Consider the following 25,821-nt stretch of genomic DNA (forward strand, 5'->3'; position numbering starts at 1 on the left):
GGCCGCCCTCCACAGAGGGCGGCCCACCGCTCGTCCGCTTGCTTCAGCGGCCCAGGGCCCGCCGGCCGCGCCCCTGGGAGAGGACCGGCAGGTTGCGGGCCGGGCCCTTGTCCCGGGCGGTCTCCTCCTCCAGGCGGAGGGCGAGCGCGGGGCAGCGGCGTACCGCGCGGAGCGCCTTCGCCTCCGCGTACCGCGGCACCTGGGCCTGCGCGACGGTGGGGAATCCGTCGGCGCCGAGTTCGAAGACCTCCGGGAGGATGTCCGCGCACAGGCCGTGGCCCCGGCACAGTGTCCAGTCGACGTAGATCTTCTGACGGCTGGGACCGCTCTCCTCGGCCTCCGCGCCGCTCGTGATGCCCGCCGGGACCTGGCCGCCCTCGAAGAGCGGCAGAACGCCCTCCACGGGCCTTCCGCAGCCGTTTCCGAGCACGTGGGCGGCGAGGTCGTCCGTGAACGCCTTGATGGTCGACTCCAGGAACATCGCGGAGCCGTCCGGGTGCGAGCACGCGCCGCGCCGCTTCACGGCCTTGGCGACCTGCTTCAGCGCCTCCAGGGCGGCCGGACCGCCGCCGTTGAGGATGTCCTCCATGCCGCGCGCGGCGGCGGGCAGACCGAGGTAGCAGGGACCGCACTGTCCCGCGCTCTCGTCGGCCAGCCACTGGGCCACGCGCAGCGACTCGCCCAGGGGGCAGGTCTCCTGGGTGATCGGCATGATGGCGCCGGCGCCGAGCGCACCGCCCACCGCGTCCAGGGAGTTGCGGGAGACGATCGCCTCGTTGACCGTCGCCGCGTCGATCCACTTGCCGTGGTAACCGCCCGTCAGCACACCCTGGGGGACCGGCGGGGCGCCGGCCAACTGCAGGACGTAGCGCAGCGGTACACCCGTGGGGACCTCGATCACCATGGGGCGCGCGACCGCCCCGGAGACCGTGAGCATGACGGTGCCGGGCTCGTCGTAGAGGCCGGTGTTGCCGTAGCGCTCCGGGCCGATGCGGGCGGCGATGGCGAGTTGGGCGAAGGTCTCGGCGTTCGACAGCAGGGTCGGGGCGCCGCCGACGCCGTTCTGCGAGGCGCTGACCTTGCGGCCCGGCGGGATCGCCGGGCCGCCGTCGATCGAGCGGATCAGTGACGCGGCGGCGCCCGTGACCATGCGGACCGGGTTGCGCTGGACGAACGCCTTCAGGGCCGAGCGGCGGCTGTTGCTGAGGCCGCGTTCGGAGAGCGCGGCCTCCATGGAGCGCTGCGTCGACTCCCTGGTGACCCCCACCACGAGCGTGCGGGCACCCAGGGCTTCGGCGACCAGCAGCGCGCCGTCCAGGATGAGGTGCGGGGCACGGTTGATGAGCACCGTGTCCTTGCGGCAGGCCGGTTCGTCCTCGCTGCCGTTGACGACGACGACGGGTCGTACGCCGCGTTTGATCGCCGCCTCGGCGACCGACCGCAGCTTCTTGTGGAAGGGGAAGCCCGCGCCGCCGCGGCCCTTCAGGTTGATCGCCTCGGAGAGCTTCGCGAGCTGCTCCCCGCCCATCGGTTCGAGCGGCCCGTGCACCTTCAGGTGCATGGGCAGGTCAAGTCTCTCGACAAGGTCGAAGCCCGACGTGAGCTGAGGAAGCCCGACGACGCGGACTTCCGGGACGTCGGGCAGGGCCTCGTTCACCTATAGCCTCCGGAAGGCGTGTTCCAAGGTTCGCCCGAGTTGCCCGGCGCGTCGAAGTCGTACGAGGCACCAGGCGTCTGATCAGTGGCGGGACCGCTGTTGTACGTGTCATTGGGGTTGTACGTACCAGAGGCACCGTTTGACTCACCGGTGTCGTACACGTATCCCTCGCCGTACCCGCCGGTGCCCGAATTGTTGTTGTACGTCGGGATGTTGTATCCGGTGTCCTGGAGCGGGTCGTAGGCCGACGGGGGTGCCTCGCCGACCGGCGGCGGCGACGGGATCGGCCAACTGCCGGAGGTGCTGCCGCCGCTGTCCACGCGCGGGACCGCCTCGGTGTTCTGCATGTCCATCGGTACGTTCATGCGCGAGGTCTGGTCGGTGACGAACGGCATCTGACCGGTGGATTCGGGCGTGGCGGTGCGGTAGGCGGCCGCGAAACCGTTCGACGGCTCCGGGGTCATGGACCTTGTCTCGTACATGGCGGGGTCCACGCGCGGCATCGACCCGGTCTCGGTGAACGAGGGCTGCTGCGCGGCGCGTCGGCCCTCGGCCGGCCGGCGGCTCTCGTAGCCCGGCAGCGCGGACTCGGCCACGCGGCCCCGGCTGGCGTCGAGTTCGTCGAGACCCGGCCGCTCCTCGTTGCCCAGGAGCATGGCGATCTTGTCGGCGAACCTCCGCTTGAAGGGGCGGGGCGCCGAGCGCAGGGCGAGGGCGGCGGCGACCCCGACCAGGCACAGCTCGTACGAGATCATGAAGAAGGGCTTCGCCGCGCGGCCCGCGAACAGGCCGTGGACGAGCGCCGCGCACCAGGCCGGGTAGGCCAGCATGTGCATCGCGCGCCAGCGGGCGGCGACCGGCGCGGGGGACGCGAACTGGTTGCGCAGGGCGCCGGTGATGCCCACGAAGATCATGAGCAGGCCGGCCAGGGAGCCGAGGCCGATGAGCCCGGCGCTGCCCTTCACGCCGAGGCTGAAGGGGATCAGCGCGGCGATCAGGACCGTGTGGTCGAGCGCCAGCTTCACTGTGATGTGGATCACGAGGAACGCGATCGAGCCGACGGCGGTCACCCGGTGGATGCCCTGGGCCACGATCCGCTGGCGGATGTTCAGGACTACCCGGTCCTGGGCGACGAGCCCCCAGATCACCGAGCAGGTGAGGGAGACGAGCGAGAGAACGCCCGCACCGAAGTTGAGAAAGTCCTGTACCCGACTGCCTCCGAGCAGCACGAACACGGGTATGAAGAGCAGGACGACGACGCTCATCACGCCATAGGCCGAACGGCCCGGCTTGGGGAGCGAACTGGTACTACGACGAGGGTTCATGGGGGCAACTCCGAGCAGTATCGGGAAAGCGGTCCCGCTGCCGAACTCTAAGTGGCTCCATACCGGTGGGTACGAGGTTTGAGTTATTGCGTTGTTATCAAGTGAATATGCGGTTGTAGTGATGTCCCTTAGGGGCTGTTACGCGAAGTAACCTTTGGCCTTGGCGTGGTCTCGGTACGGTCCTGCGTGCGATGCGCGGGGGCATCTAGAAGGCATACGGAAGCGCGTCGCGTTGTGCTCAAGCGCTGCGGTACCCTCATCGCATGCGTGCTGTACGCCTTCTGCTTAGTGAGCCGCGCTGATGAGTCCCGACCACCGGTGACCGGTGAGGTCGGAATCGGCGCGGCGTCCCCTCCTGTGCGAGGGGATTTTTCATTTGCTGCATGTCGCAGCCTGAGCCGCTGGCAGAGACGATCGATGGAGCTTTGAGGATCATGAGCGAGACGAACCCCGCTGCCGCCGCCGAGGCGGTCGCGCCGCACCGCTACACCGCCGCCATGGCCGCGGACATCGAGGCACGCTGGCAGGACTTCTGGGACGCCGAGGGCACCTACGAGGCGCCCAATCCGAGCGGCGACCTGGCCGGCGACCCCGAACTGGCCGCCCGGCCCAAGAAGTTCATCATGGACATGTTCCCGTACCCCTCGGGTGCGGGCCTGCACGTCGGCCACCCCCTGGGCTACATCGCCACCGATGTGTTCGCCCGGTTCCAGCGGATGACCGGCCACAACGTGCTGCACACCCTGGGCTTCGACGCCTTCGGCCTGCCCGCCGAGCAGCACGCCGTCCAGACGGGCGAGCACCCCCGGATCACCACCGTCGCCGCCATCGACAACATGAAGTCCCAACTGCGCGCACTGGGCCTGGGCCACGACAAGCGCCGGTCGTTCGCCACGATCGACCCCGAGTACTACAAGTGGACCCAGTGGATCTTTCTGCAGATCTTCAACTCCTGGTACGACGACGAGGCCGACAAGGCCCGCCCGATCGCCGAGCTGATCGCCCAGTTCGAGACCGGTGAGCGAGCCGTACCGGGGCACACGCGCGCGTGGCCGGACCTGAGTGCCACCGAGCGCGCCGACGTCCTGAGCGAGTTCCGCCTGGCGTACGCCTCCGACGCACCCGTCAACTGGTGCCCCGGCCTGGGCACCGTCCTGGCCAACGAGGAGGTCACCGCCGACGGCCGCTCCGAGCGCGGCAACTTCCCCGTCTTCAAGGCCAAGCTGCGCCAGTGGAACATGCGCATCACCGCCTACGCCGACCGGCTGCTGGCGGACCTGGAGGAGCTGGACTGGCCCGAGGCCATCAAGCTGCAGCAGCGCAACTGGATCGGCCGCTCCGAGGGCGCCCGCGTCGACTTCCCCGTCGACGGGGAGCACATCACCGTCTTCACCACCCGCCCCGACACCCTGTTCGGCGCGACCTACATGGTGCTGGCGCCCGAGCACCCGCTGGTCGACAAGTTCACGCCGGACGCCTGGCCCGAGGGCACCCACGACGTGTGGACCGGCGGCCACGCCACCCCGGCGGAGGCCGTCACCGCCTACCGCGCGCAGGCCGGCACCAAGTCCGACGTGGAGCGGCAGGCCGAGGCCAAGGACAAGACCGGTGTCTTCACCGGCGCGTTCGCGACCAACCCGGTCAACGGCGCCCAGGTCCCCGTCTTCATCGCCGACTACGTACTGATGGGTTACGGCACCGGCGCGATCATGGCCGTCCCGGCGGGCGACCAGCGCGACTTCGACTTCGCGCGCGCCTTCGAGCTGCCGATCCACTGCATCGTCGAGCCGACCGACGGCCGCGGCACCGACACGTCGACATGGGAGAACGCCTTCGGGTCCTACGACGCGAAGATCATCAACTCCTCGAACGACGACATCTCCCTGGACGGCCTGCCCGTCCCCGAGGCCAAGGCCCGCATCACCGAGTGGCTGGCCCGCAAGGGCATCGGCGAGGGCACCGTCAACTTCCGCCTGCGCGACTGGCTGTTCAGCCGCCAGCGCTACTGGGGCGAGCCCTTCCCGATCGTCTACGACGAGGACGGCGTCGCGCACTCCCTGCCCGAGTCGATGCTGCCCCTGGAGCTGCCGGAGGTCGAGGACTACTCGCCGCGCACCTTCGACCCGGACGACGCGAACACCTCCCCGGAGACGCCCCTGTCCCGCAACGAGGACTGGGTCGCCGTCACCCTGGACCTGGGCGACGGCCGCGGCCCCCGGAAGTACCGCCGCGAGACCAACACCATGCCGAACTGGGCCGGTTCCTGCTGGTACGAACTGCGCTACCTGGACCCGCACAACGACCAGAAGCTGGTCGACCCGGCCATCGAGCAGTACTGGATGGGCCCCCGCGCGGACATCCCGCACGGCGGCGTCGACCTGTACGTCGGCGGCGCCGAGCACGCCGTACTGCACCTGCTGTACGCGCGGTTCTGGTCCAAGGTGCTGTTCGACCTGGGACACGTCTCGTCGGCCGAGCCGTTCCACAAGCTGTTCAACCAGGGCATGATCCAGGCCTACGTCTACCGGGACAGCCGGGGCTTCCCGGTGCCGGCCGCCGAGGTGGAGGAGCGCGACGGCGCCTACTACCACCAGGGCGAGAAGGTCTCCCGGCTGCTGGGCAAGATGGGCAAGTCCCTGAAGAACGCGGTCACTCCGGACGAGATCTGCGACGAGTACGGCGCCGACACCCTGCGCCTGTACGAGATGGCCATGGGCCCGCTGGACGTGTCCCGGCCGTGGGACACGCGCGCGGTGGTGGGCCAGTACCGGCTGCTGCAGCGGCTGTGGCGCAACGTCGTCGACGAGACGACCGGCGAGGTCACCGTCGTGGACGTCCCGGACGCCGACATCGACGTGGACACGCTGCGTGCCCTGCACAAGGCCATCGACGGGGTGCGCCAGGACCTGCAAGGGCTGCGCTTCAACACGGCCATCGCCAAGATCACCGAGCTGAACAACCAACTGACCAAGACGGGCGGCGCGGTGCCGCGCTCCGTCGCCGAGTCGCTGGTGCTGCTGATCGCGCCGCTGGCCCCGCACATCGCCGAGGAGCTGTGGCGCAAGCTGGGCCGCACCGACACGGTGGTCCACCAGGACTTCCCGGTCGCCGACCCGGCGTACGTCGTGGACGAGAGCGTGACCTGCGTCGTGCAGATCAAGGGCAAGGTCAAGGCGCGGCTGGAGGTCTCCCCGACGATCTCCGACGCCGACCTGGAGAAGGTCGCGCTGGCCGACGAGAAGGTCGTCGCCGCGCTGGAGGGCGCGGGCATCCGCAAGGTGATCGTGCGGGCGCCGAAGCTGGTGAACATCGTTCCGGCGTAGGCGTCGCAGTCGGAGTCGTACGCAGGTGTGGGGGTAGTCCCCTACGGGCAGGTTCGGGGTTCTTTTGGAACTCCGGGCCTGCCCTTTGCGTTTACCGTTGAAGAGCGGCGCGGCGTGTGCCGCCCGGAGCCGGTGGAGGAGCGTTGGAAGCCGTGATCGCAGTCTTCGCCCTTCTCTTCCTGCTGTTCGTGGTCCTTGGCGGCTATGTCGCGGTGAAGGCGATCGGTGCGGCCAAGCGCGGCGTCGACCGCACCGTCGCGCAGGCCCGGCGCACCGTCGAGGACCACACCCTGCGCGCCAAGTCCTTCGCCCAGCCCGGACCACAGGGACAGGTGGCCCAACTGCGGCTCGCGCTGCGCACATCGATGCGCGCGACCCAGGACGCGCTGCACGCGGGCGTGACCGAGGACGAGTCCCTCAAGGAGTCCCTGGGCCTCTTCGAGCGGCTCAGCGCACACGGCCGCGAACTCGACGGCGAGCTCAGGCGCCTGGAGTCGGAGCCGGACCGCGGCACACTCGCGAAGCGGCTGCCCGCCCTGCGCGAGCGCACCGAGCGCATCACGAAATCGGCGGACTCGCTGCGCTGGGCCGCCCGCGACCGCGCAGGCCGCTTCGCGGAGGACGACCTGGACGCGCTGAGCGCCCAGATAGACGTGGAGGCCGGCGCCCTGCGGCACTGGACGAAGTCGGAGCACACACCACCTCCGTGGCCCGACGCCCCGCCCGCCGACAGCACGACGGCCCAGCAGACCTGGCCGGAGACCCCGCGCGCCCGCCCCGCCGCCGAGGAACCGGCTCCGTCCGCCATCACCCCGCCGGGACGACGCCCGACCTACCCCTGGCAGAAGAAACCCCGTCCCGAGAGCACGACTTGATCGGGCGGCACGGCTCGGTCCGGCGGCATGTGGTGATCCGTCCGGTTCCGGCCCAGGTGAGAGGGGTCGGGCTGCCGCCCGGCCGCTACGGCAGGTAACCTCCAGCTCATGTCCCGCCATGTCGCGATCGTCACCGATTCAACGGCCTACCTGCCGCCGCTGACGATGGAGCGCCACGGCATCACAGCGGTCCCACTGACCGTCGTCCTGGGCGACCGGGCGCTCGAAGAGGGCACCGAGATCTCGACCCGCTCCCTGGCGCAGGCCCTGCAGAAGCGGCGCCCGGTCACCACCTCGCGCCCCAGTCCCCAGCGCTTCGCGGAGATCTACCGCAAGGTCGCCGAGTCCGGTGCTACCGGCATCGTCTCCCTGCACCTCTCCGCCGAACTCTCCGGCACCTACGACGCGGCGGTAGTCGCAGCGCGTGAGGCACCCGTGCCGGTGCGGGTCGTGGACACCGGGATGATCGCGATGGCCCTCGGCTTCTGCGCACTCGCCGCGGCCGAGACGGCGGAGGCGGGCGGCACGGTGGACGAGGTCGTCACAGCGGCGGAGAAGCGCGCCGCGGGCACCTCCGCCTACTTCTACGTCGACACCCTCGACTATCTCCGCCGGGGCGGCCGTATCGGCGCGGCCCAGGCCCTGCTGGGCTCCGCGCTCGCCGTGAAACCCCTGCTCCAGTTGGAGGGCGGGCGCATCGAACCCCTGGAGAAGGTACGGACGGCGTCGAAGGCGATCGCCCGCCTGGAGGAACTCGCCGCCGACCGTGCGGGCAGCGCCCAGGTCGACATCGCCGTCCACCATCTCTCCGCACCCGAGCGGGCGTCGGCCCTCGCGGACCGGTTGCGGGCACGGGTGCCCGGGCTGGCCGAGCTGCATGTGAGCGAGGTCGGGGCGGTGATCGGGGCGCATACCGGGCCCGGGTTGTTGGGGGCTGTGGTTTCGGCGCGGTGAGGGGTGGCTCCGCCGGTTGAACGGTTCTTCGAGGGGGAGACCTTCGAGGGCTGATGCCTCGTGCGGGTGACGGAGTTATCCACAACTGGGTGGTCGTCCCCGGGAATTGACCAAGATCATCACGAAGTCGCGGGATGTCCGATCCTCGGCGCATGGCACTTCGATCACGCTCACACACAGCGACCGCGACCAGCGGCCCGGGCCGCGCCCCGTCCTCCGACGGCCGAACCCGGTATCGCCGCCCGCCGACACGGGGGCGGGCACATCGGCAGGCTTCGGCGGAGGAACTTCGGCGACGCGCGGAGGTGCTCTTCGCTGAACGTGGCGGGGAGCGGGGGGAGTTGGGGAATGGACCGCCGGGGGACGGGCGGGTTGTCGGGGAAGTCGAGGACCGGGCTGCTGAGGGCCTTTCATCGCCGGTAGCTGAAGCCGTGGGACGTCCCGTTCCGCCTGTTGTCAGGGCGGCGGGGCTTCGGTTTCCGGCGCCTGTGGATGTTCGTCCGCGAGGTGTTCCGGAGGAGGGCGAGCGGGCGGCTCCGGTGGGATCGCCGAGGGGTGCTGTCCCTGATCCTGATGTCTTCTCGCATACCGGATATGCCGAAGATTCCGATGTCGGGGGCGATCGGGTGTCGGGGGCCTGGCGGGAACGGGTCGGGGCAGCGCTGCGGGAGCGGATGCCGGTGTGGGTGCAGACGCGGTGCGGGCTGGAGCGGCGGAGCGCGGTCGCGCTCGGCGTGCTGCTGGTCGTGGCCGCGGTCTTCGCCGTACAGCACTTCTGGGCGGGCCGGACCCAGCCCGTGCGCGCCCCGGAGGTGGTCCGGGCAGTGGCCCCCTACGGAGACGGAGACGGGGACGGAAGCGGGGCCGCGAGTGAAGAGGGCCGGCCGCGTGCCTCGTCGGCCGGGGCGCCCGGTGTTTCGAGTGCGGCCGGCGCCCAGATCGTCGTGGACGTCAGTGGCAAGGTCCGGGCACCCGGGGTTCATCGGCTTCCGGCCGGTTCAAGGGTGACCGATGCGCTGCGAGCGGCCGGTGGAGTGCGCCCGGGCACGAACACCGAAGGGCTCAACCGTGCCCGGTTCCTCGTGGACGGGGAGCAGATCGTCGTCGGCGGTGCCGCCCCTGCGGCGGTGCCAGGGACAGGCGGTGCGAACACGGTGGGTTCCGCCACCGGAGCGGCTCCGACGGCACCGATCTCCCTCAACACGGCCACCGCGGACCAGCTCAACACCCTCCCCGGCGTGGGACCGGTCCTGGCCCAGCACATCATCGACTACCGCACCCGGCACGGCGGCTTCCGCTCGGTGGACGAGCTGCGCCAGGTCAATGGGATCGGCGACCGACGCTTCTCCGATCTGCGGGACCTGGTGCAGCCATGACCCGCTCCCACGGCGATCCGCCCCAGTCGGTGACGCCTCGCCGGGACGTGCACGCCGCCTCCGGCAATCGGCGGGGCGCCGCACACCCGCAACAGGAAGGGCCGACGGACCTACGACTCGTACCGCCCGCGCTCGCGGCCTGGGCGACGGCGGCACTGGCGCTGGACGCGTCGCCGGCCCGGGTCACCGGGGTCGCCGTCGCCGCGCTGACGGTGGCGCTCGTACTGCTTCTGGTGACGCGGCGACGGCGCAGCGCGGGCGACGACAGCCGTAGCCCTTCCGGGCCGGACGCACACCCTGGCCTCTCACCGGGCGCATGCTCCGGCCCCACACCGGACGCACGCTCGGCCCGCTCACCGGACGAAAGTCCAGCCCGCCCGCCGGAAGGACTCCGCCTCGCATCGTCATGGCGGCAGGCCGCATGGCCCCGTGCCTCGATCGCCGCCCTGCTCCTCTCCATCGCCGCGGCCGCCGCCTCCGCCGGGCTGCACGGAGCCGATCTGCGCCGAGGACCGGTGCCGGAGTTGGCGCGGGAGTACGCGGCCGTGACCGCGGAGGTGGAGGTCGGTTCCGATCCACGGCTGACCCGGCCCCGGATCAGTGGTGATCACGCGGCTCCGGTCTCCGTGCTGATCGAGGCCGAGGTACGACGGGTGGAGGAGACGGACGGGACGGCCGTGGACACTCGGGCGCCGGTGCTGCTGATCGTCGATCCGGGCTCGCGCAGCAAAGGCGCGGCGTACGGCGTGCGGGGTTTCCGCGGTGGGCCGGAGCGTTCGCCCTGGCTCGGGCTGCTTCCTTCCACGCGGGTGAGGGTGACCGCGCGGTTGGCGCCCTCGCTCACGAGCGGGGACCGGGTCGCGGCCGTGCTGCGGGTGCGGAACCAGCCGGTTCCGGAGCTGGTGGGGGAGCCGTCCGGGGCACAGAGGTTCGCGGGGCGGCTGCGAGCCGGGCTCCGCGAGGCCACCGACGGGCTGCCGGCGGACGCGCGGGCCCTGCTGCCGGGACTCGTCGTCGGGGACACCGCGCGCATCACACCCGAACTGGACGAGGCCTTCAAGGAGACGGACCTCGCCCACACCCTCGCCGTCTCCGGAAGCAACCTGACCATCCTGCTCGCCCTCCTCATCGGACCACCCGGCCTCGCCCAGCACATCGAACGCCGGGGTCTGGCACCCCGCCTGGGCATCTCCCTCCGGGCGACCGCCCTGCTCGGCGGGGTGCTCACACTCGGGTTCGTCGTCGTGTGCCGCCCCGACCCGAGCGTCCTGCGGGCCGCCGCCTGCGGTGCCGTCGCGCTGCTCGCCCTGGCGACCGGGCGCCGCAGATCACTGATCCCGGCGCTGGCGACGGCCGTGCTGCTCCTGGTCCTCTACGACCCGTGGCTGGCCCGGAGTTACGGCTTCCTGCTCTCCGTGCTGGCCACCGGCGCCCTGCTCACGCTCGCACCGCGCTGGAGCGAAGTGCTGCGGAGGCACCGGGTTCCGCCTCGACTGGCCGAGGCACTGGCCGCCGCTGCCGCCGCGCAGGCGCTGTGCGCGCCGGTCGTGGCCGTGCTGTCGGCACGGGTCAGCCTGGTGGCGGTGCCGTGCAACCTGCTCGCGGAGGTCGCTGTCGCACCGGCCACGGTGCTGGGTTTCGCGGCACTGGCGACGGCACCGCTGGCGATGCCGGTGGCCAAGATCCTTGCCTGGGGGGCGAGTTGGCCCACCGGGTGGATCGCGGATGTCGCTCGCACCGGGGCGGCGCTGCCGGGCGGGGGAGTGGACTGGCCGGGCAGTTGGACCGGGGCGCTGCTGCTCGCGGTGGCCGTCGCGGCCCTCGTACTGGTCGGCCGACGGTTGCTCGGGCATCCCTGGCTGTGCGGTGTCTGCGGGCTGCTTCTGCTGCTGGTCGTGGTGGAGCCGGCGCCGCTGACCCGGGTGATCACGGGCTGGCCGCCGCCGGGCTGGCGGTTCGCGATGTGCGATGTCGGGCAGGGTGACGCGACGGTGCTCGCGGCGGGCAAGGGCGCCGCAGTGGTCGTGGACGCCGGACCCGATCCGAAGCTGGTCGACCAGTGTCTGCGCACGCTCGGCATCACCAGGATCCCGCTCGTCGTCCTGACCCACTTCCACGCCGACCATGTCGCGGGCCTGCCCGGGGTGCTGCGGGGCCGCTCGGTGGGCGCCATCGAGACGACCTCCTTCGAAGAGCCCGTGGACCAGGCCGAGTTCGTACGGAGAGCGGCAGCGGAACGGCACATCCCGATCACCCGGGCGGTGGCCGGGGAACAGCGACGCACCGGTCCGCTCGCCTGGCAGGTGCTGTGGCCCCCGCCGCGCCCGGCACCGGACCCGGACGGGCCGAACGACGCCAGCGTCGCCCTGCTGGTACGGACGGCCGGACTGCGCCTGCTGCTGCTCGGAGACCTCGAACCCCCGGCCCAGCAGGAGCTGTTGAGGTCACCGGCGGCCGCGTTGCTGGGAGGCGTGGACGTACTCAAAGTCGCCCATCACGGTTCCGCCTACCAGGATCCGGAACTGATACGCCGGGTGGCCCCGAGGCTGGCCCTGATCTCCTGCGGTGAGAACAACGTCTACGGCCACCCCGCCCCGAGCACGGTCGCGGCGCTGCGGTCGATGGGAGCGGTGGTCCTGCGGACGGACGTGGACGGTGCGCTGGCGGTGGGAGGCGCGGGAGCCGGGCTTCGGGTGACGCGGGACTGAGGGCGAGGGTGGGGGAGGGAGGGGTGGGGCGGGGAGGGGGAGGGGGGAGGGATGGGGGGGGAGGAAGACGGACATGGCAAAACTCCGCCACCCACACGTCAGACGTGCGGCACCCCCGACACCGGTTTGCCGTCGAGGAAGTCCCGCAGGATCTCGGTGAACCGCGTCGGCTGCTCCTCGGCCGGGTAATGGCCGCAGTCGTCGAGGACCACCCCGGTGACGTCGTCGGCGGCCAGCCGCATCGTCTGGGCAGCGTTCTCGCCGCTCCACAGCGCGCCGCCGACGGCGAGCACCGGCAGCGTCAGCCGGGTCCTGCCGCGCCGCTCGTTCTGCGCGATCGTCTCGTCCAGCGCCCGGTAGTACGCGAAGCTCGCCCGCAGCGCGCGGGGATCTGCGGTGATCGCGTCGACGTAGACGTCGACGGCGTACGCGGGGATCGAGGTCGGGGTGGCGGCCTTGGTGGCGAACTGCCAGCCGAAGAAGAGCCGTTCCCGCCCTCGGACCAGTTCCTCGTTGAGTTCGGTGAGCCGGTTGAAGCCGAACTGCCAGAGTTTCTGGTTGGCCGCGGCCGGGCCGAAGACCGGCGGGGACGGCGTGAGACCGGGGATCATGGCTTCGACGATGGTGAGCCGGCCCACCCGCTCGGGGTGATCGGCGGCGAGGGCGTATCCGGTCCACGTGCCGATGTCGTGGCCGACCACGTCGAACCGGTCGTGCCCGAGCGCGGCCATCAACGCGACCAGGTCGGCGGCCAGGGTGCCGGCGTCGTAACCGTCGTCGGGTTTGTCGGAGAGCCCGGCTCCGCGCGAGTCGACGGCGACGACGGTGTGCTCGCGGGCGAGCGCGGGCATCACCTCCCGCCAGGCGTACCAGGTCTGTGGCCATCCGCCGATCAGCAGCAGCGGCGGGCCGTCCCCGCCGGTGACCGCGTGCAGTCGCAGCCCGTCCAGTTCCACGAGGCGGCTGGTGAAGATGTCGGCGAACCCGTCGGGCAGCCGCAGCGAACCAAGGCTTGTCATGCCGGTCATCGTAGGCATGTTGGAACGATCGTTACAAGACCTGTAGACTGACGAACCATGGCAGGCCGCAAGCAATTCGACGTGGACGAGGCGCTCCGCCGCGCGATGCATGTCTTCTGGCGCTGGGGCTATTCGGAGGCCTCGATCGACCGCCTGACCGAGGGCACGGGCCTGGGACGGGGCTCGCTCTACGGCACGTTCGGCGACAAGAGCGCCCTCTTCCGGAAAAGCCTTCAGCGGTACGCGCAGACCTACCACCCGCTGTATGCCAAGGCACTGTCCGGCCCCCACCCGAGCCCGAGCGCCGTCGTGGCCGCCTACCTGCGGGTCACCCTGAACCGCATCGCCGACCCGACAGTCCCCGACGGCTGCCTGCTCACGGTGTCGGCAACACAGTTCCCGGCCCTCGACGCGGAGAGCCAGGCGATGGTCCGCGCCATGATCGACGGTTTGCGGGCGATGCTGGAGCAGGCCTTGCGGGCGGCGGGGGCCGGTGAGCGGGAGGCGGCGGAACTGGCGTTGTCCACACTGGCGACGAACAAGTCCCTGGCGGTGCTGAGCCGCGTCGGATTCTCGGGCGAAGACCTGGCAACCGTCGCCGCGGCCGCCGCCCGTATCCCTGAAGGACCACAGTCACTACCTTGAGTAGTGCGCGAGCAGGAGCATGAACGTGCCCGATGAGAAGCCCTCTCGAACATCCACTGAGAGCATGACCCCCGCACAGATCGACGCCTATCTCCGCCGCCTGGGAGCCAAGTACCCTGCGACGCCCACCGTCGATGCCCTGCGCGAGCTGCACCTGCGCCATCTGCAGACCGTGCCCTTCGAGAATCTGTCGGTTCATCTGGGCGAGGAGATCGTGCTGGAGGAGAACCGGCTGCTGGACAAGGTGATCGGCGGCGGCAGGGGCGGGTTCTGCTACGAACTGAACGGACTGTTCGGCGCGTTGCTCGCTGCGCTGGGCTTCGATGTCGAGTTGCTCGCGGCGCGGGTGCACGGGGACGACGGGCAGTTGGGGATTCCGTACGACCATCTCGCGCTGCGGGTGCGGACGGTGGACGGGGATGTGTGGCTGGCCGATGTGGGGTTCGGGACGCACAGCCACTATCCCCTGGCCTACGGGGAGCGGGGTGAACAGGAGGATCCCGGCGGCACGTTCAGGGTCGTCGCAGCGGGGCCGGACGCGGCGGACCTGGATGTGGTCCGGAACGGGAAGCCCGAGTATCGCTTGGAGACACGGCCCCGGGTGCTCGGTGACTTCGTGGCCGGAGCGTGGTGGCAAAGCACCTCGCCCGTGTCGCGCTTCACCCGGTCACTGGTCTGCTCGCGGCTCACGGACGACGGCGGACGGATCACGCTCAGCGGGCGCGATCTGACGGTGACGGGGGCGGACGGGACCCGGGAGGTGCGCGAACTGGCCACGGACGAAGAGGTGTTGGCGGTGTACCGGGAGCGGTTCGGGATCGAGCTGGAGGCGGTGCCGACGGTGCGTGAGGCCGCGTAGGCCCTGGGCGGGTTCGCGTGCGGGTGCGGGCGTACCGGAACATGTCCTCGTGAGTGATGTGAGACATGTGCTGGTGCTGCCCGACCGTGATGCGGCCCAGGAGGCGGCGGAGGCGCTCGGGGAGCGGTTCGCGCTCGACGAGGAGCCGCGGCTGGTGCGGGACGCGCTGGCCGGTGAGGACGACGCCGAGGACGCGCAGTGGCTCCTTGTGCTGCGGGACGAGGACGGGCGGCTCGATCCCGCGGAGTTGGACGCGTTCGCGGGCGAGTGGGATGGCTGGCGCGAGGAGCCGTGACCGGCACCCCTCTCGGCCTCGGCACCCGGCACGCGGGCCGCGTTGTCAGTGGCGCGTGCGATGCTTTACGAGATGGCCAGGAAGACTGCGAATGACGACCCTCTCGCCCCGGTGACGCTTGCCGTGGGCCAGGAGGACCTCCTGCTCGACCGTGCCGTGCAGGAGGTGGTGGCCGCCGCCAGGGCCGCCGACGCCGACACGGATGTACGTGACCTGACCTCGGACCAGTTGCAGCCCGGCACGCTCGCCGAGCTGACCAGCCCGTCGCTCTTCGCGGAGCGCAAGGTCGTGGTCGTACGCAACGCGCAGGATCTGTCCGCGGACACGATCAAGGACGTGAAGGGGTATCTCGGTGCGCCCGCCGAGGAGATCACCCTGGTGTTGTTGCACGCGGGCGGGGTCAAGGGCAAGGGGCTGCTCGATGCCGCGCGCAAGGCGGGGGCGCGGGAGGTGGCCTGCCCGAAGATGACGAAGCCGGCGGACCGGCTGGCGTTCGTGCGGGGTGAGTTCCGGGCGACCGGGAGATCGGCCACGCCGGAGGCATGCCAGGCGCTCGTCGACTCCATCGGCAGCGATCTGCGGGAGCTGGCGTCCGCCGTCTCCCAGTTGGTCGCCGATGTCGAGGGGACCATCGACGAGGCGGTCGTCGGGCGGTACTACACCGGGCGGGCCGAGGCGTCGAGCTTCACGGTCGCGGACCGGGCCGTCGAAGGGCGGACGGCGGAGGCGCTGGAGGCGTTGCGGTGGTCGTTGTCCACCGGGGTGGCGCCGGTGCTGATCACCAGTGCGTTGGCGCAGGGAGTGCGGGCGATCGGCAAGCTGTCGTCCGCGCGCGGGGGGCGGCCGGCGGATCTGGCGCGTGAGCTGGGGATGCCGCCGTGGAAGATCGACCGGGTGCGGCAGCAGATGCGGGGGTGGACCCCGGACGCGGTCTCCGTCGCGCTGCGGGCGGTGGCCGAGGCGGACGCGGGAGTGAAGGGCGGGGGGGACGATCCGGAGTACGCGTTGGAGAAGGCGGTCGTCACGATCGCCCGGGCCGCCCGCTCACGGGGGCAGGGCTAGCGACTCGGCCTCCGGGTACGGCATTCCGGATACAGCAATGCCCCCGAAGTGGGTCCGGGGGCACTGTACGTGGCGTGGCGACCACGATGTCTGTCCGTGAATCGAGGTAGAGGGCTCGACGTGTCCTCACGGTGGATTGCTACTGGCTCGGTCCGCGCGTGCGCGGGCTGAGGCAAGTGCGGAAGGATCAGCCCTTGAGCGCGGTGACCTTGGAAGCAAGCGCCGACTTCTTGTTGGCGGCCTGGTTCTTGTGGATGACGCCCTTCGAGACGGCCTTGTCGAGCTGACGCGCGGCAGCGCGCTGGTACTCGGTGGCCTTCTCGACGTCACCCGCGGCAGCAGCCTCACGGGCCTTGCGGATCGCGGTCTTCAGGGAGGACTTGACGGCCTTGTTGCGCAGCCGAGCCTTCTCGTTGGTCTTGATCCGCTTGATCTGGGACTTGATGTTCGCCACGAATGAGCCTTTGCAGGTTCTGGCACGGGGCCGCACGGGTCCCGGGCCGATGATTTTTCTTGGGGTGTGTCCCGCTGCCGAGAGGGCAGGAGACACAGCCACCCAGCCTACCAGTGGCTCCGGGAGCGGCCCAAACCGGTCGCAGGCCCCCGCTCGTGGGACCATGGAGCCTACGTATAGATCCGACCCGAGACCGCAGACACTGCGGACGCCTCAAGAATCAGGACCCTGCGTGCCCGCGATCCCCAGCCATGTGCCCGAGCCGAGCCGTACCGACCCGGCGCTGATCCGCAATTTCTGCATCATCGCGCACATCGACCATGGCAAGTCCACGCTCGCCGACCGGATGCTCCAGCTGACCGGAGTGGTCGACCAGCGGCAGATGCGTGCTCAGTACCTCGACCGCATGGACATCGAGCGCGAGCGCGGCATCACGATCAAGTCCCAGGCGGTGCGTCTGCCGTGGGCCCCCACGGACGGGGGCGGCGAGGGCAGTACGCACATCCTCAACATGATCGACACCCCGGGGCACGTCGACTTCACGTACGAGGTCTCGCGGTCGCTCGCCGCCTGCGAGGGCACCGTGCTGCTGGTGGACGCCGCCCAGGGCATCGAGGCCCAGACCCTCGCCAATCTCTACCTGGCGATGGAGAACGACCTCACGATCATCCCCGTACTGAACAAGATCGACCTGCCGGCCGCGCAGCCCGAGAAGTTCGCCGAGGAGCTGGCGAATCTCGTCGGCTGCGACCCCGACGACGTGCTCAAGGTCTCCGCCAAGACCGGGCTCGGCGTCGACGCGCTGCTCAACAAGGTCGTCAAGGAGATCCCGGCGCCCGTCGGGAACGCGGACGCGCCCGCCCGCGCCATGATCTTCGACTCGGTCTACGACTCCTACCGCGGTGTCGTGACGTACATCCGGGTCATCGACGGGCAGCTCAACAAGCGTGAGCGGATCCGGATGATGTCGACCAACGCCACGCACGAGCTGCTGGAGATCGGCACCAACTCGCCGGAGATGCTCGGCGCGGACGGGCTCGGCGTCGGCGAGGTCGGCTATCTGATCACCGGGGTGAAGGATGTCCGCCAGTCCAAGGTCGGTGACACGATCACCACCCTGAACAAGGGTGCGACCGAGGCGCTCGGCGGATACAAGGACCCCAAGCCGATGGTGTTCTCGGGCCTGTATCCGCTGGACGGTTCCGACTACCCGGAGCTGCGCGAGGCCCTGGACAAGCTCCAGCTCAACGACGCCGCGCTCGTGTACGAGCCGGAGACCTCGGCCGCCCTCGGCTTCGGCTTCCGTGTCGGGTTCCTCGGGCTGCTGCACCTGGACGTGATCCGGGAGCGGCTGGAGCGCGAGTTCGGGCTCGACCTCATCGCCACCGCGCCGAACGTGGTGTACCGGGTCGACATGGAGGACGGCAGTGAGCATGTCGTCACCAACCCGAGCGAGTTCCCCGAGGGGAAGATCGACAAGGTCTACGAGCCGGTCGTACGGGCGACGATCCTCGCGCCCTCGGAGTTCATCGGTTCGATCATGGAGCTGTGCCAGACCCGGCGCGGCACCCTGCTCGGCATGGACTACCTGTCCGAGGACCGGGTGGAGATCCGCTACACGCTGCCGCTCGCGGAGATCGTCTTCGACTTCTTCGACCAGCTGAAGTCCAAGACCCGCGGCTATGCCTCGCTCGACTACGAGCCCACCGGCGAGGTGACGTCCAGCCTGGTCAAGGTGGACATCCTGCTGCACGGCGACAAGGTGGACGCGTTCTCGGCGATCACGCACAAGGACGCGGCGTACGCGTACGGGGTGCGGCTGGTCGCCAAGCTGCGGGAGCTGATCCCGCGGCAGGCCTTCGAGGTGCCCATCCAGGCCGCCATCGGCTCGCGGGTGATCGCCCGCGAGACCATCCGCGCCATCCGCAAGGACGTCCTCGCCAAGTGCTACGGCGGTGACATCTCCCGTAAGCGGAAGCTGCTGGAGAAGCAGAAGGAGGGCAAGAAGCGGATGAAGATGGTGGGTTCCGTGGAGGTTCCTCAGGAGGCCTTCATCGCCGTGCTCTCCAGTGACGACAGCGGTGGCGGGGGCAAGGGCAAGAAGTAGCGGTCCCGTACACCGGAATTCCGGGACAACAGGGTGACACCCAGGCGATCCACAGGGCCCGCCGCGCTTTCGCGCGGCGGGCCCTGTGTCCTGTCTCTGGAGGAAGTGACGGTCCGCCGCCCCTTACGCACCGGCCGGTCGCGGCTTACTCTGATCACTGCTCGATAGTTACTCGCGAGTTAAACAACAGCCGCAGCACTGAGCCAGCCGCACTGTCGCGGGCCCCGGAGGATGTCGTGAGCGACACACAGACCCTGATCGAGAACCGTCCCCCGTCCGTGGCGGGCCTCTTCCTGGAGCGGGTGGCGGCCACACCGGACGCCGAGGCCTACCGCTACCCGGTGCCGGCGGCCTCGGGCGAGGGCCCCGACGACTGGAAGGCGCTCAGCTGGGCACAGGCCGCCGAGCGGGTCTTCGCGATCGCGGCCGGCCTGATCGAACTGGGCGTACAGCCCGAGGAGCGCGTCGCGCTGGCCTCCGCCACCCGCGTCGAGTGGATCCTCGTCGACCTGGGCATCCTGTGCGCCGGGGCCGCCACGACCACGGTGTATCCGCAGACCAACGCCGACGAGTCGACGTTCATCCTCTCCGACTCCGGCAGCAAGGTCCTGATCGCGGAGGACGCGGCGCAGCTCGCCAAGGCGCGGGAGAAGCGCGCCGAGCTGCCCGAGCTGACGCATGTCGTGGTCATCGACCCGGCCGGCGTCGACACCCAGGACACCGGCGACTGGGTGCTGACCCTCGCCGAGCTGGAGCAGCGCGGTGCCGCGTACCTGGAGAAGAACCCGGACCTGATCAAGGAGCGGGTCGGGGCCATCACCAAGGACCAGCTCGCGACGATCATCTACACCTCCGGCACCACCGGCCGCCCCAAGGGGGTCCGGCTGCCGCACGACAACTGGTCGTACCTGGCGAAGGCGATCGCCGCGACCGGGCTGCTCGGCCCGGAGGACGTGCAGTACCTGTGGCTGCCGCTCGCGCACGTCTTCGGCAAGGTGCTCACGTCCGGGCACATCGAGATCGGGCATGTCACCGCCGTGGACGGCCGGGTCGACAAGATCATCGAGAATCTGCCGGTCGTGCAGCCGACGTACATGGCGGCCGTGCCGCGCATCTTCGAGAAGGTCTACAACGGGGTCGCGGCCAAGGCGCGGGCCGGTGGCGGCGCCAAGTACAAGATCTTCCAGTGGGCGGCCGAGGTCGCCCGCGAGTACGCCAAGGTCACTCAGGACAACTTCCGCCGTACCGGTGCGGCCACCGCGCCGTTCGGTCTCGAAGCCAAGCACAAGGTCGCCGACGCGCTCGTCTACGCGAAGATCCGCGAGGCCTTCGGCGGAAAGCTGCGCGCCTGTGTCTCCGGCTCGGCCGCGCTCGCGCCCGACATCGGCTACTTCTTCGCCGGCGCCGGCATCCACATCCTGGAGGGCTACGGCCTGACCGAGTCCTCCGCGGCCTCCTTCGTGAACCCGGGCGAGGCCTACCGCACCGGCACGGTCGGCAAGCCGCTGCCCGGCACGGAGGTGCGGATCGCGGACGACGGCGAGATCCTGCTGCGCGGCCCCGGCATCATGGAGGGCTACCACGGGCTGCCCGAGAAGACGGCCGAAGTCCTGGAGTCGGACGGCTGGTTCCACACCGGCGACATCGGCGAGCTGTCCCCCGACGGCTACCTCCGCATCACCGACCGCAAGAAGGACCTCATCAAGACGTCCGGCGGCAAGTACATCGCGCCGGCCGAGGTCGAGGGCCAGTTCAAGGCCGTGTGCCCGTACGTCTCCAACATCCTGGTGCACGGCGCCGACCGGAACTTCTGCACCGCGCTCATCGCCCTCGACGAACCGTCCATCCTGGAGTGGGCGAACGAGAACGACCTCGCCGGCAAGTCCTACGCCGAGGTCGTCGCCGCGCCCGCGACGGTCGCCCTGATCGAGGCCTACGTCAAGGAGCTGAACGAGGGCCTCCAGCGCTGGCAGACCATCAAGAAGTTCCGCCTCCTCCCGCGCGACCTCGACATCGAACACGGCGAGATCACCCCGAGCCTCAAGCTGAAGCGGCCGGTGGTGGAACGGGAGTACAAGCACCTGATCGACGAGATGTACGCGGGGTCGCGCGAGGCGTAGTTGTCGAGCAGGCGGGCCCGGGGTCTGTTTGTGATGAAGGTGCCCCGGCTGGTGGATACGGCCGGGCATCTCGTCGACCACGTGTCCGGCAGCACGCGTGGGTACGCGCCCGCTCTGCTGGGAGTGCGGGAGTCGCTCCCGCAGGCGGGGCCGGGGTCATTTGTGATGAGGGTGCCCCGGTTAGTGGTTGCGGCCGGGTATTTCCCCGGCCACGTGGCCGGCGGCACGCCTGGACTCGTGACCGCTCGGCTGGGGGCACGCGCGGACAAACGACTGCTCGGCTGGGGGCACGCGCGGACAAACGGCCGCTCGGCTGGGGCGCCCCCGCTCTGACGCGCCCAAGCACCTGATCGACGAGACAGATCTACGTCGGCTCGCGCGAAGCCCAGCCGCTCAGAACGGCCGCCCCCTGCCCACCAGTTCACGCAGCTCCCGGACCTGTTCGCGCAGTGTGGGCAGGTCGGGGGGTTCGTCGGTGGAGAGGTGGTCCGACAGTTCGGCGAGTCTGGTGGCCACTTCTGCGTAGTCCGCCTGTGCCCGCGTCATCATCCGTTCCAGGAGCTGGTTCTTGCGGTGGAGTTCGAGGAAGACGGTGACCTTGGCGCGTAGGACCCAGGGGTCGAAGGGCTTGGTCAAGTAGTCGGCCGCGCCTGTGGCGTAGCCGCGGAAGGCGTAGCCCGCGTCGGCGTCCGTGCCGGTCAGGAAGATGATCGGGACGTCCTTGGTCTGGTCGAGCCGCTTGATGTTGGCGGCGGTCTCGAAACCGTCCATGCCCGGCATCCGGATGTCGAGCAGGACCACGGCGAAGCGCTGCCGCAGCAGCGCCTTCATCGCCTCCTCGCCCGAACGCGCCCGTACCAGCGGCTCGTTGAGGGAGGCGAGGACGGCCTCCAGGGCGATCAGGTTGTCCTCCATGTCGTCGACCAGGAGGATGCCCGCGGGTCCTCCGGTCGGTTCCGCTGCGCTCACGGCGACGGTGCCTCCCTCGTGGCGTCCGGCTCCTCTGGCTCCTGCGGCTCCTCCGTCTCCACGGCCTCGGGATCGAGCAGGGCGCAGACAACGGTCAGCAGTTGGTCGACGTCCACCGGCTTGGGTACGTAGTCGTTGGCGCCCCGCGCGATGGACTTCTCCCGGTCGCCCGGCATCGCCTTGGCGGTCAGCGCGACGATGGGCAGGCCGGTCCAGTGCGGGGCGCGGCGGATGGCGGCGATGGTCTCGTAGCCGTCCATCTCCGGCATCATGATGTCCATCAGCACGAGTTCGACGTCGGGATTGCGCTCCAGCGTCTCGATGCCCTCGCGGCCGTTCTCCGCGTAGAGCACCGGCATGCCGACGCGGCCCAGGACATGGGTGAGCGCGAAGACGTTGCGGATGTCGTCGTCCACGATCAACACCCGCCGCCCCGGCAGCACTTGACCCGCCCGCCCGGCCTTCCACGCCTCCAGCTTGGTGGGTGTCGGCCAGGAGTCGTCCACCTCGTGCCCGGTGAACGCCTCGGTGGACAACTGCTCGGCCATTGTGGGCAGTTCACGGTCCTCGGTGGTCGGCCCGGTCGCCGAGTGGCCGGGGCTGACGACGGGGACGTAGAGCGTGAAGGTCGAGCCGCGGCCGGGCTCGCTCTCGGCGACGATCCGGCCGCCGAGCAGCCCGGCGATCTCCCGGCTGATCGACAACCCCAGCCCCGTGCCGCCGTACTTGCGGTTGGTGGTGCCGTCGGCCTGCTGGAACGCCTCGAAGATCACCGGGAGTTTCTCGGCGGCGATCCCGATGCCGGTGTCGGAGACGGCGAACGCGATGACCTCGTCGCCGTCGGCGGAGTAGCGGTGTTCGGGGTCCTTGACCCGGTTGACGCGGAGTTCGACCCGGCCCGTCGCGGTGAACTTGATGGCGTTGGACAGCAGATTGCGCAGGATCTGCTGGAGCCGCTGCTCGTCCGACCACATCTCGCGCGGTACGTCCTCGCCGACCGACACCTCGAAGGCGAGCCCCCGGTCCAGGGTGAGCGGGCGGAAGGTGGCGTGGACGTAGTCGAGGAGCTTGATGAGCGGGAGCCGTTTGGGGCGTACGTCCATGCGGCCGGCCTCGATCTTCGACAGGTCGAGGATGTCGTTGATGAGCTGGAGCAGGTCCGAGCCGGAGCGGTGGATCGTGGTCGCGAACTGCACCTCCTGGTCGGAGAGCCGGCCGTCCGGGTTGTCGGAGAGCAGCCGGGCCAGGATCAGCAACGAGTTGAGCGGGGTGCGCAGTTCGTGCGACATGTTGGCCAGGAACTCCGACTTGTACTGGGAGCTGGTCGCCAACAGGGCGGCCTTCTCCTCCAGTTCCGCGTTGGAGCGCTGCAACTCGGCCTGCTGCTTCTGGAGTTCGTCCGAACGTTCCTGCAACTGCATCGCGAGGCGTTGGGACTCGCCGAGCAGGGACTCGGTGCGGGAGTTGGCGATGATGGTGTTGATCGCGACGCCGATGGTGTTCACGAACTGGTCGAAGAACGCCAGGTGGACGTCGGAGAAGCGGGAGAAGGAGGCCAGTTCGATCACGCCGAGGAGCTTGTCCTCGAAGAGGATCGGGATGATGACCACGCTCGCCGGGGCGGCCTCCCCGAGCCCGCTGTTGATCTTGATGTAGTCCGGCGGGGCCTCCTCGACCAGGATCCGCTTCTTCTCCCGTGCCGCCTGCCGCACCAGCCCGTGCACCGGCATCCCGCCCGTGTCCACGGTCGCGCCCTGCGCCGACCCGTACCCGGCGATGAACGCCAGCCCCTTGGCCGGGATCGCGGTGCGCAGGCTGTCCTCGTCCGGGTCGGCCAGGAAGAACGCGCCGTACTGGGCGTTCACCAGCGGGGTCAGCTCGCGCAGGATCAGGTCGGCGACCTCCATCAGGTCCCGGTGCCCCTGCATCAGCGCGGCGAGGCGGGCCAGGTTGGACTCCAGCCAGTCCTTCGCGCGGGTCGTCTCGCGGAGGTTGGCCACCATCAGGTTGATGTTGTCCTTGAGCTCGGTGACCTCGCCCTGGGTCTCCACCGTGATCGAGCGGGACATGTCGCCCTGCGCCACCGCCGAGGCCACCTCGGCGATCGCGCGGACCTGCGTGGTGAGGTTGAGCGCGAGTTCGTTCACGTTGGTGGTCAGGCGCTTCCAGGTGCCGTAGACGCCCTCCACCCGTGCCTGGCCGCCGAGTTGGCCCTCGGAACCGACCTCGCGGGCGACCCGGGTGACCTCGGAGGAGAACGAGGAGAGGGTGTCGACCATCGTGTTGATGGTGGTCTTCAGCTCCAGGATCTCGCCGCGCGCGTCCACGTCGATCTTCTTCGACAGGTCGCCCTGCGCCACCGCCGTCGCGACCTGGGCGATGTTCCGCACCTGTGAAGTCAGGTTGTCCGCCATGTAGTTGACGTTGTCCGTCAGATCGCGCCAGACCCCGGAGACGCCCAACACCTGGGCCCGGCCGCCGAGTCGGCCGTCGGTGCCGACCTCGCGGGCCACCCGGGTCACCTCGTCCGCGAAGGCGCGCAGTTGCTCCACCATCGTGTTGACGGTGTCCTTGAGTTCGAGGATCTCGCCGCGGGCATCGACGGTGATCTTCTTCGACAGGTCGCCGTTGGCGACGGCGGTCGTCACCTGGGCGATGTTCCGTACCTGCGAAGTCAGGTTCAGGGCCATGAAGTTGACGTTGTCCGTCAGGTCCTTCCACACCCCGCTGACGCCCCGCACCTGCGCCTGGCCACCGAGGTTGCCCTCGGTGCCGACCTCGCGGGCGACGCGCGTGACTTCGTCGGCGAAGGCGGAGAGCTGGTCGACCATCGTGTTGATGGTCGACTTCAGTTCCAGGATCTCGCCCTTGGCCTCCACCGTGATCTTCTTGCCGAGGTCGCCCTGCGCCACGGCCGTCGACACGAGCGCGATGTTCCGGACCTGTGAAGTCAGGTTGTCCGCCATGAAGTTGACGTTGTCGGTGAGGTCCTTCCAGACCCCGGACACCCCTCGCACCTGGGCGCGTCCGCCGAGGTTTCCTTCGGTGCCGACCTCGCGGGCGACGCGGGTGACCTCGTCGGCGAAGGCGGAGAGCTGGTCGACCATCGTGTTGATGGTCGACTTCAGTTCGAGGATCTCGCCCTGGGCGTCGACCGTGATCTTCTGACTCAGGTCGCCGTTGGCGACGGCGGTCGTCACCTGCGCGATGTTCCGTACCTGCGAAGTCAGGTTCGAGGCCATGAAGTTGACGTTGTCGGTCAAGTCCTTCCAGACACCGGAGACGCCCCGCACCTGCGCGCGACCGCCCAACTGGCCCTCGGTGCCGACCTCGCGCGCCACCCGCGTCACCTCGTCGGCGAAGGCGGAGAGCTGGTCGACCATCGTGTTCACGGTCAGCTTCAGTTCGAGCAGCTCGCCGGTCGCCTCGACCGTGACCGTACGCGTCAGGTCGCCGCGCGCCACCGCCGTCGTGACCAGCGCGATGTCCCGCACCTGCGCGGTCAGCCGGGACGCCATCGTGTTGACCGCCAGGGTCACGTCCCGCCAACTGCCGGACAGACCCTGCACCTTGGCGCGCCCGCCGAGCCTGCCCTCGGTGCCGACCTCGCGGGCGACCCGGGTCACCTCCCCAGTGAACAGGGAGAGTTGGTCCACCATCTTGTTCACGGCCCGGCCCAGATGCCGTAGATCACCACGCAACTGCCTGCTGCCGTCGTGCAGATCGACCCGCTGGGTCAGATCGCCGCCCGCCACCGCGTCCAGCACCCGGGTCGCGTTGGCGGCCGGGGCCACCAGGGCGTCGAGGAGCTGGTTCACGTCGTTGACGCGGGAGGTCCAGCCGCCCTGGCCGGGGCTGGCCGAGAGGCGTTCGTCGAGGCGGCCGTGGCGCACCAGCTCCCGTTTGACGCGCTGCGTCTCGGAATTGAAGTGGGTGCTGCGGTCCATGATCTGGTTGAAGGCGGCGGTCAGTTCGGCCACCATGCCGTGTCCGGTCTCCGGCGCTTTCGTGAAGTCGCCGTCCCGGGCCGCCGTCATCACGGCGAGCAGCGGACGGAGATCCGATGCTCGAAT

General features: G+C 69.9%; 17 protein-coding genes. 11 read left to right on the plus strand and 6 right to left on the minus strand.

Annotation, left to right across the window (positions count from 1 at the left end; genetic code table 11):
* Positions 1–43 precede the first annotated feature (43 nt).
* Positions 44–1,657, minus strand: coding sequence for an NADH-ubiquinone oxidoreductase-F iron-sulfur binding region domain-containing protein (locus AB0M63_RS20705; RefSeq protein ID WP_355925512.1), 1,614 nt, complete (start codon positions 1,655–1,657; stop codon positions 44–46).
* Positions 1,654–2,982, minus strand: a complete 1,329-nt coding sequence (locus AB0M63_RS20710) for a cytochrome b/b6 domain-containing protein (RefSeq protein ID WP_355925514.1) — start codon at positions 2,980–2,982, stop codon at positions 1,654–1,656. The genes AB0M63_RS20705 and AB0M63_RS20710 overlap by 4 nt, the downstream gene beginning before the upstream one ends.
* Positions 2,983–3,416: 434 nt before the next feature.
* On the opposite strand from AB0M63_RS20710, the gene leuS reads away from it, so the two are divergent.
* The 5 genes from leuS to AB0M63_RS20735 all read left to right on the plus strand — a co-directional run bounded on the left by leuS (position 3,417) and on the right by AB0M63_RS20735 (position 12,218).
* Complete coding sequence (gene leuS / locus AB0M63_RS20715) at positions 3,417–6,305, plus strand: leucine--tRNA ligase (RefSeq protein WP_366020401.1); 2,889 nt, start codon at positions 3,417–3,419, stop codon at positions 6,303–6,305.
* A gap of 143 nt (positions 6,306–6,448) precedes the next feature.
* Positions 6,449–7,180 (plus strand): hypothetical protein, encoded by a 732-nt coding sequence (locus tag AB0M63_RS20720; RefSeq protein WP_355924894.1) that lies wholly within the window; start codon positions 6,449–6,451, stop codon positions 7,178–7,180.
* Between the two features lie 108 nt (positions 7,181–7,288).
* Positions 7,289–8,134, plus strand: a complete 846-nt coding sequence (locus tag AB0M63_RS20725) for a DegV family protein (protein ID WP_355924892.1) — start codon at positions 7,289–7,291, stop codon at positions 8,132–8,134.
* A gap of 152 nt (positions 8,135–8,286) precedes the next feature.
* Positions 8,287–9,510, plus strand: a complete 1,224-nt coding sequence (locus AB0M63_RS20730) for a ComEA family DNA-binding protein (protein WP_366020402.1) — start codon at positions 8,287–8,289, stop codon at positions 9,508–9,510.
* Complete coding sequence (locus AB0M63_RS20735) at positions 9,507–12,218, plus strand: ComEC/Rec2 family competence protein (protein WP_366020403.1); 2,712 nt, start codon at positions 9,507–9,509, stop codon at positions 12,216–12,218. Before AB0M63_RS20730 ends, AB0M63_RS20735 begins: the two co-directional genes overlap by 4 nt.
* A 98-nt stretch (positions 12,219–12,316) precedes the next feature.
* On the opposite strand, the gene AB0M63_RS20740 is transcribed toward AB0M63_RS20735, so the two are convergent.
* On the minus strand, positions 12,317–13,237 hold the full coding sequence (locus AB0M63_RS20740) for an alpha/beta hydrolase (RefSeq protein WP_366020404.1): 921 nt from the start codon (positions 13,235–13,237) through the stop codon (positions 12,317–12,319).
* Positions 13,238–13,294: 57 nt separating this feature from the next.
* Here AB0M63_RS20740 and AB0M63_RS20745 point away from each other — a divergent pair, with 57 nt between their 5' ends.
* From AB0M63_RS20745 to holA, 4 genes are all read left to right on the plus strand, one after another.
* Positions 13,295–13,882: a TetR/AcrR family transcriptional regulator gene (locus tag AB0M63_RS20745; protein WP_366020405.1), complete on the plus strand. Its 588-nt coding sequence runs from the start codon at positions 13,295–13,297 to the stop codon at positions 13,880–13,882.
* Positions 13,883–13,946: 64 nt separating this feature from the next.
* Positions 13,947–14,741: an arylamine N-acetyltransferase gene (locus AB0M63_RS20750; protein WP_366020406.1), complete on the plus strand. Its 795-nt coding sequence runs from the start codon at positions 13,947–13,949 to the stop codon at positions 14,739–14,741.
* Positions 14,742–14,790: 49 nt separating this feature from the next.
* On the plus strand, positions 14,791–15,036 hold the full coding sequence (locus AB0M63_RS20755; protein WP_355924880.1) for a hypothetical protein: 246 nt from the start codon (positions 14,791–14,793) through the stop codon (positions 15,034–15,036).
* Between the two features lie 72 nt (positions 15,037–15,108).
* On the plus strand, positions 15,109–16,098 hold the full coding sequence (gene holA / locus AB0M63_RS20760) for a DNA polymerase III subunit delta (protein WP_355924878.1): 990 nt from the start codon (positions 15,109–15,111) through the stop codon (positions 16,096–16,098).
* 187 nt (positions 16,099–16,285) lie between these two features.
* On the opposite strand, the gene rpsT is transcribed toward holA, so the two are convergent.
* Positions 16,286–16,552, minus strand: coding sequence for a 30S ribosomal protein S20 (rpsT, locus tag AB0M63_RS20765; RefSeq protein ID WP_019074070.1), 267 nt, complete (start codon positions 16,550–16,552; stop codon positions 16,286–16,288).
* Positions 16,553–16,784: 232 nt separating this feature from the next.
* Between rpsT and lepA the strand changes: the two genes are divergently transcribed.
* On the plus strand, positions 16,785–18,659 hold the full coding sequence (lepA, locus tag AB0M63_RS20770; protein WP_355924875.1) for a translation elongation factor 4: 1,875 nt from the start codon (positions 16,785–16,787) through the stop codon (positions 18,657–18,659).
* Positions 18,660–18,895: 236 nt separating this feature from the next.
* Positions 18,896–20,779 carry an AMP-dependent synthetase/ligase gene (locus tag AB0M63_RS20775; RefSeq protein ID WP_355924873.1) on the plus strand — a complete coding sequence of 628 codons (1,884 nt, stop codon included), beginning with the start codon at positions 18,896–18,898 and terminating at the stop codon, positions 20,777–20,779.
* Positions 20,780–21,172: 393 nt separating this feature from the next.
* Here the strand turns inward: AB0M63_RS20775 and AB0M63_RS20780 are convergent, their stop codons facing one another.
* Together AB0M63_RS20780 and AB0M63_RS20785 are read right to left on the minus strand one after the other, a co-directional pair.
* Positions 21,173–21,748: a response regulator gene (locus AB0M63_RS20780; RefSeq protein ID WP_355924871.1), complete on the minus strand. Its 576-nt coding sequence runs from the start codon at positions 21,746–21,748 to the stop codon at positions 21,173–21,175.
* Positions 21,745–25,785, minus strand: coding sequence for a HAMP domain-containing protein (locus tag AB0M63_RS20785; RefSeq protein ID WP_366020695.1), 4,041 nt, complete (start codon positions 25,783–25,785; stop codon positions 21,745–21,747). The genes AB0M63_RS20780 and AB0M63_RS20785 overlap by 4 nt, the downstream gene beginning before the upstream one ends.
* Positions 25,786–25,821: the final 36 nt, after the last annotated feature.

Source organism: Streptomyces sp. NPDC051576 (assembly GCF_040681835.1).
Taxonomy (GTDB): Bacteria; Actinomycetota; Actinomycetes; order Streptomycetales; family Streptomycetaceae; genus Streptomyces.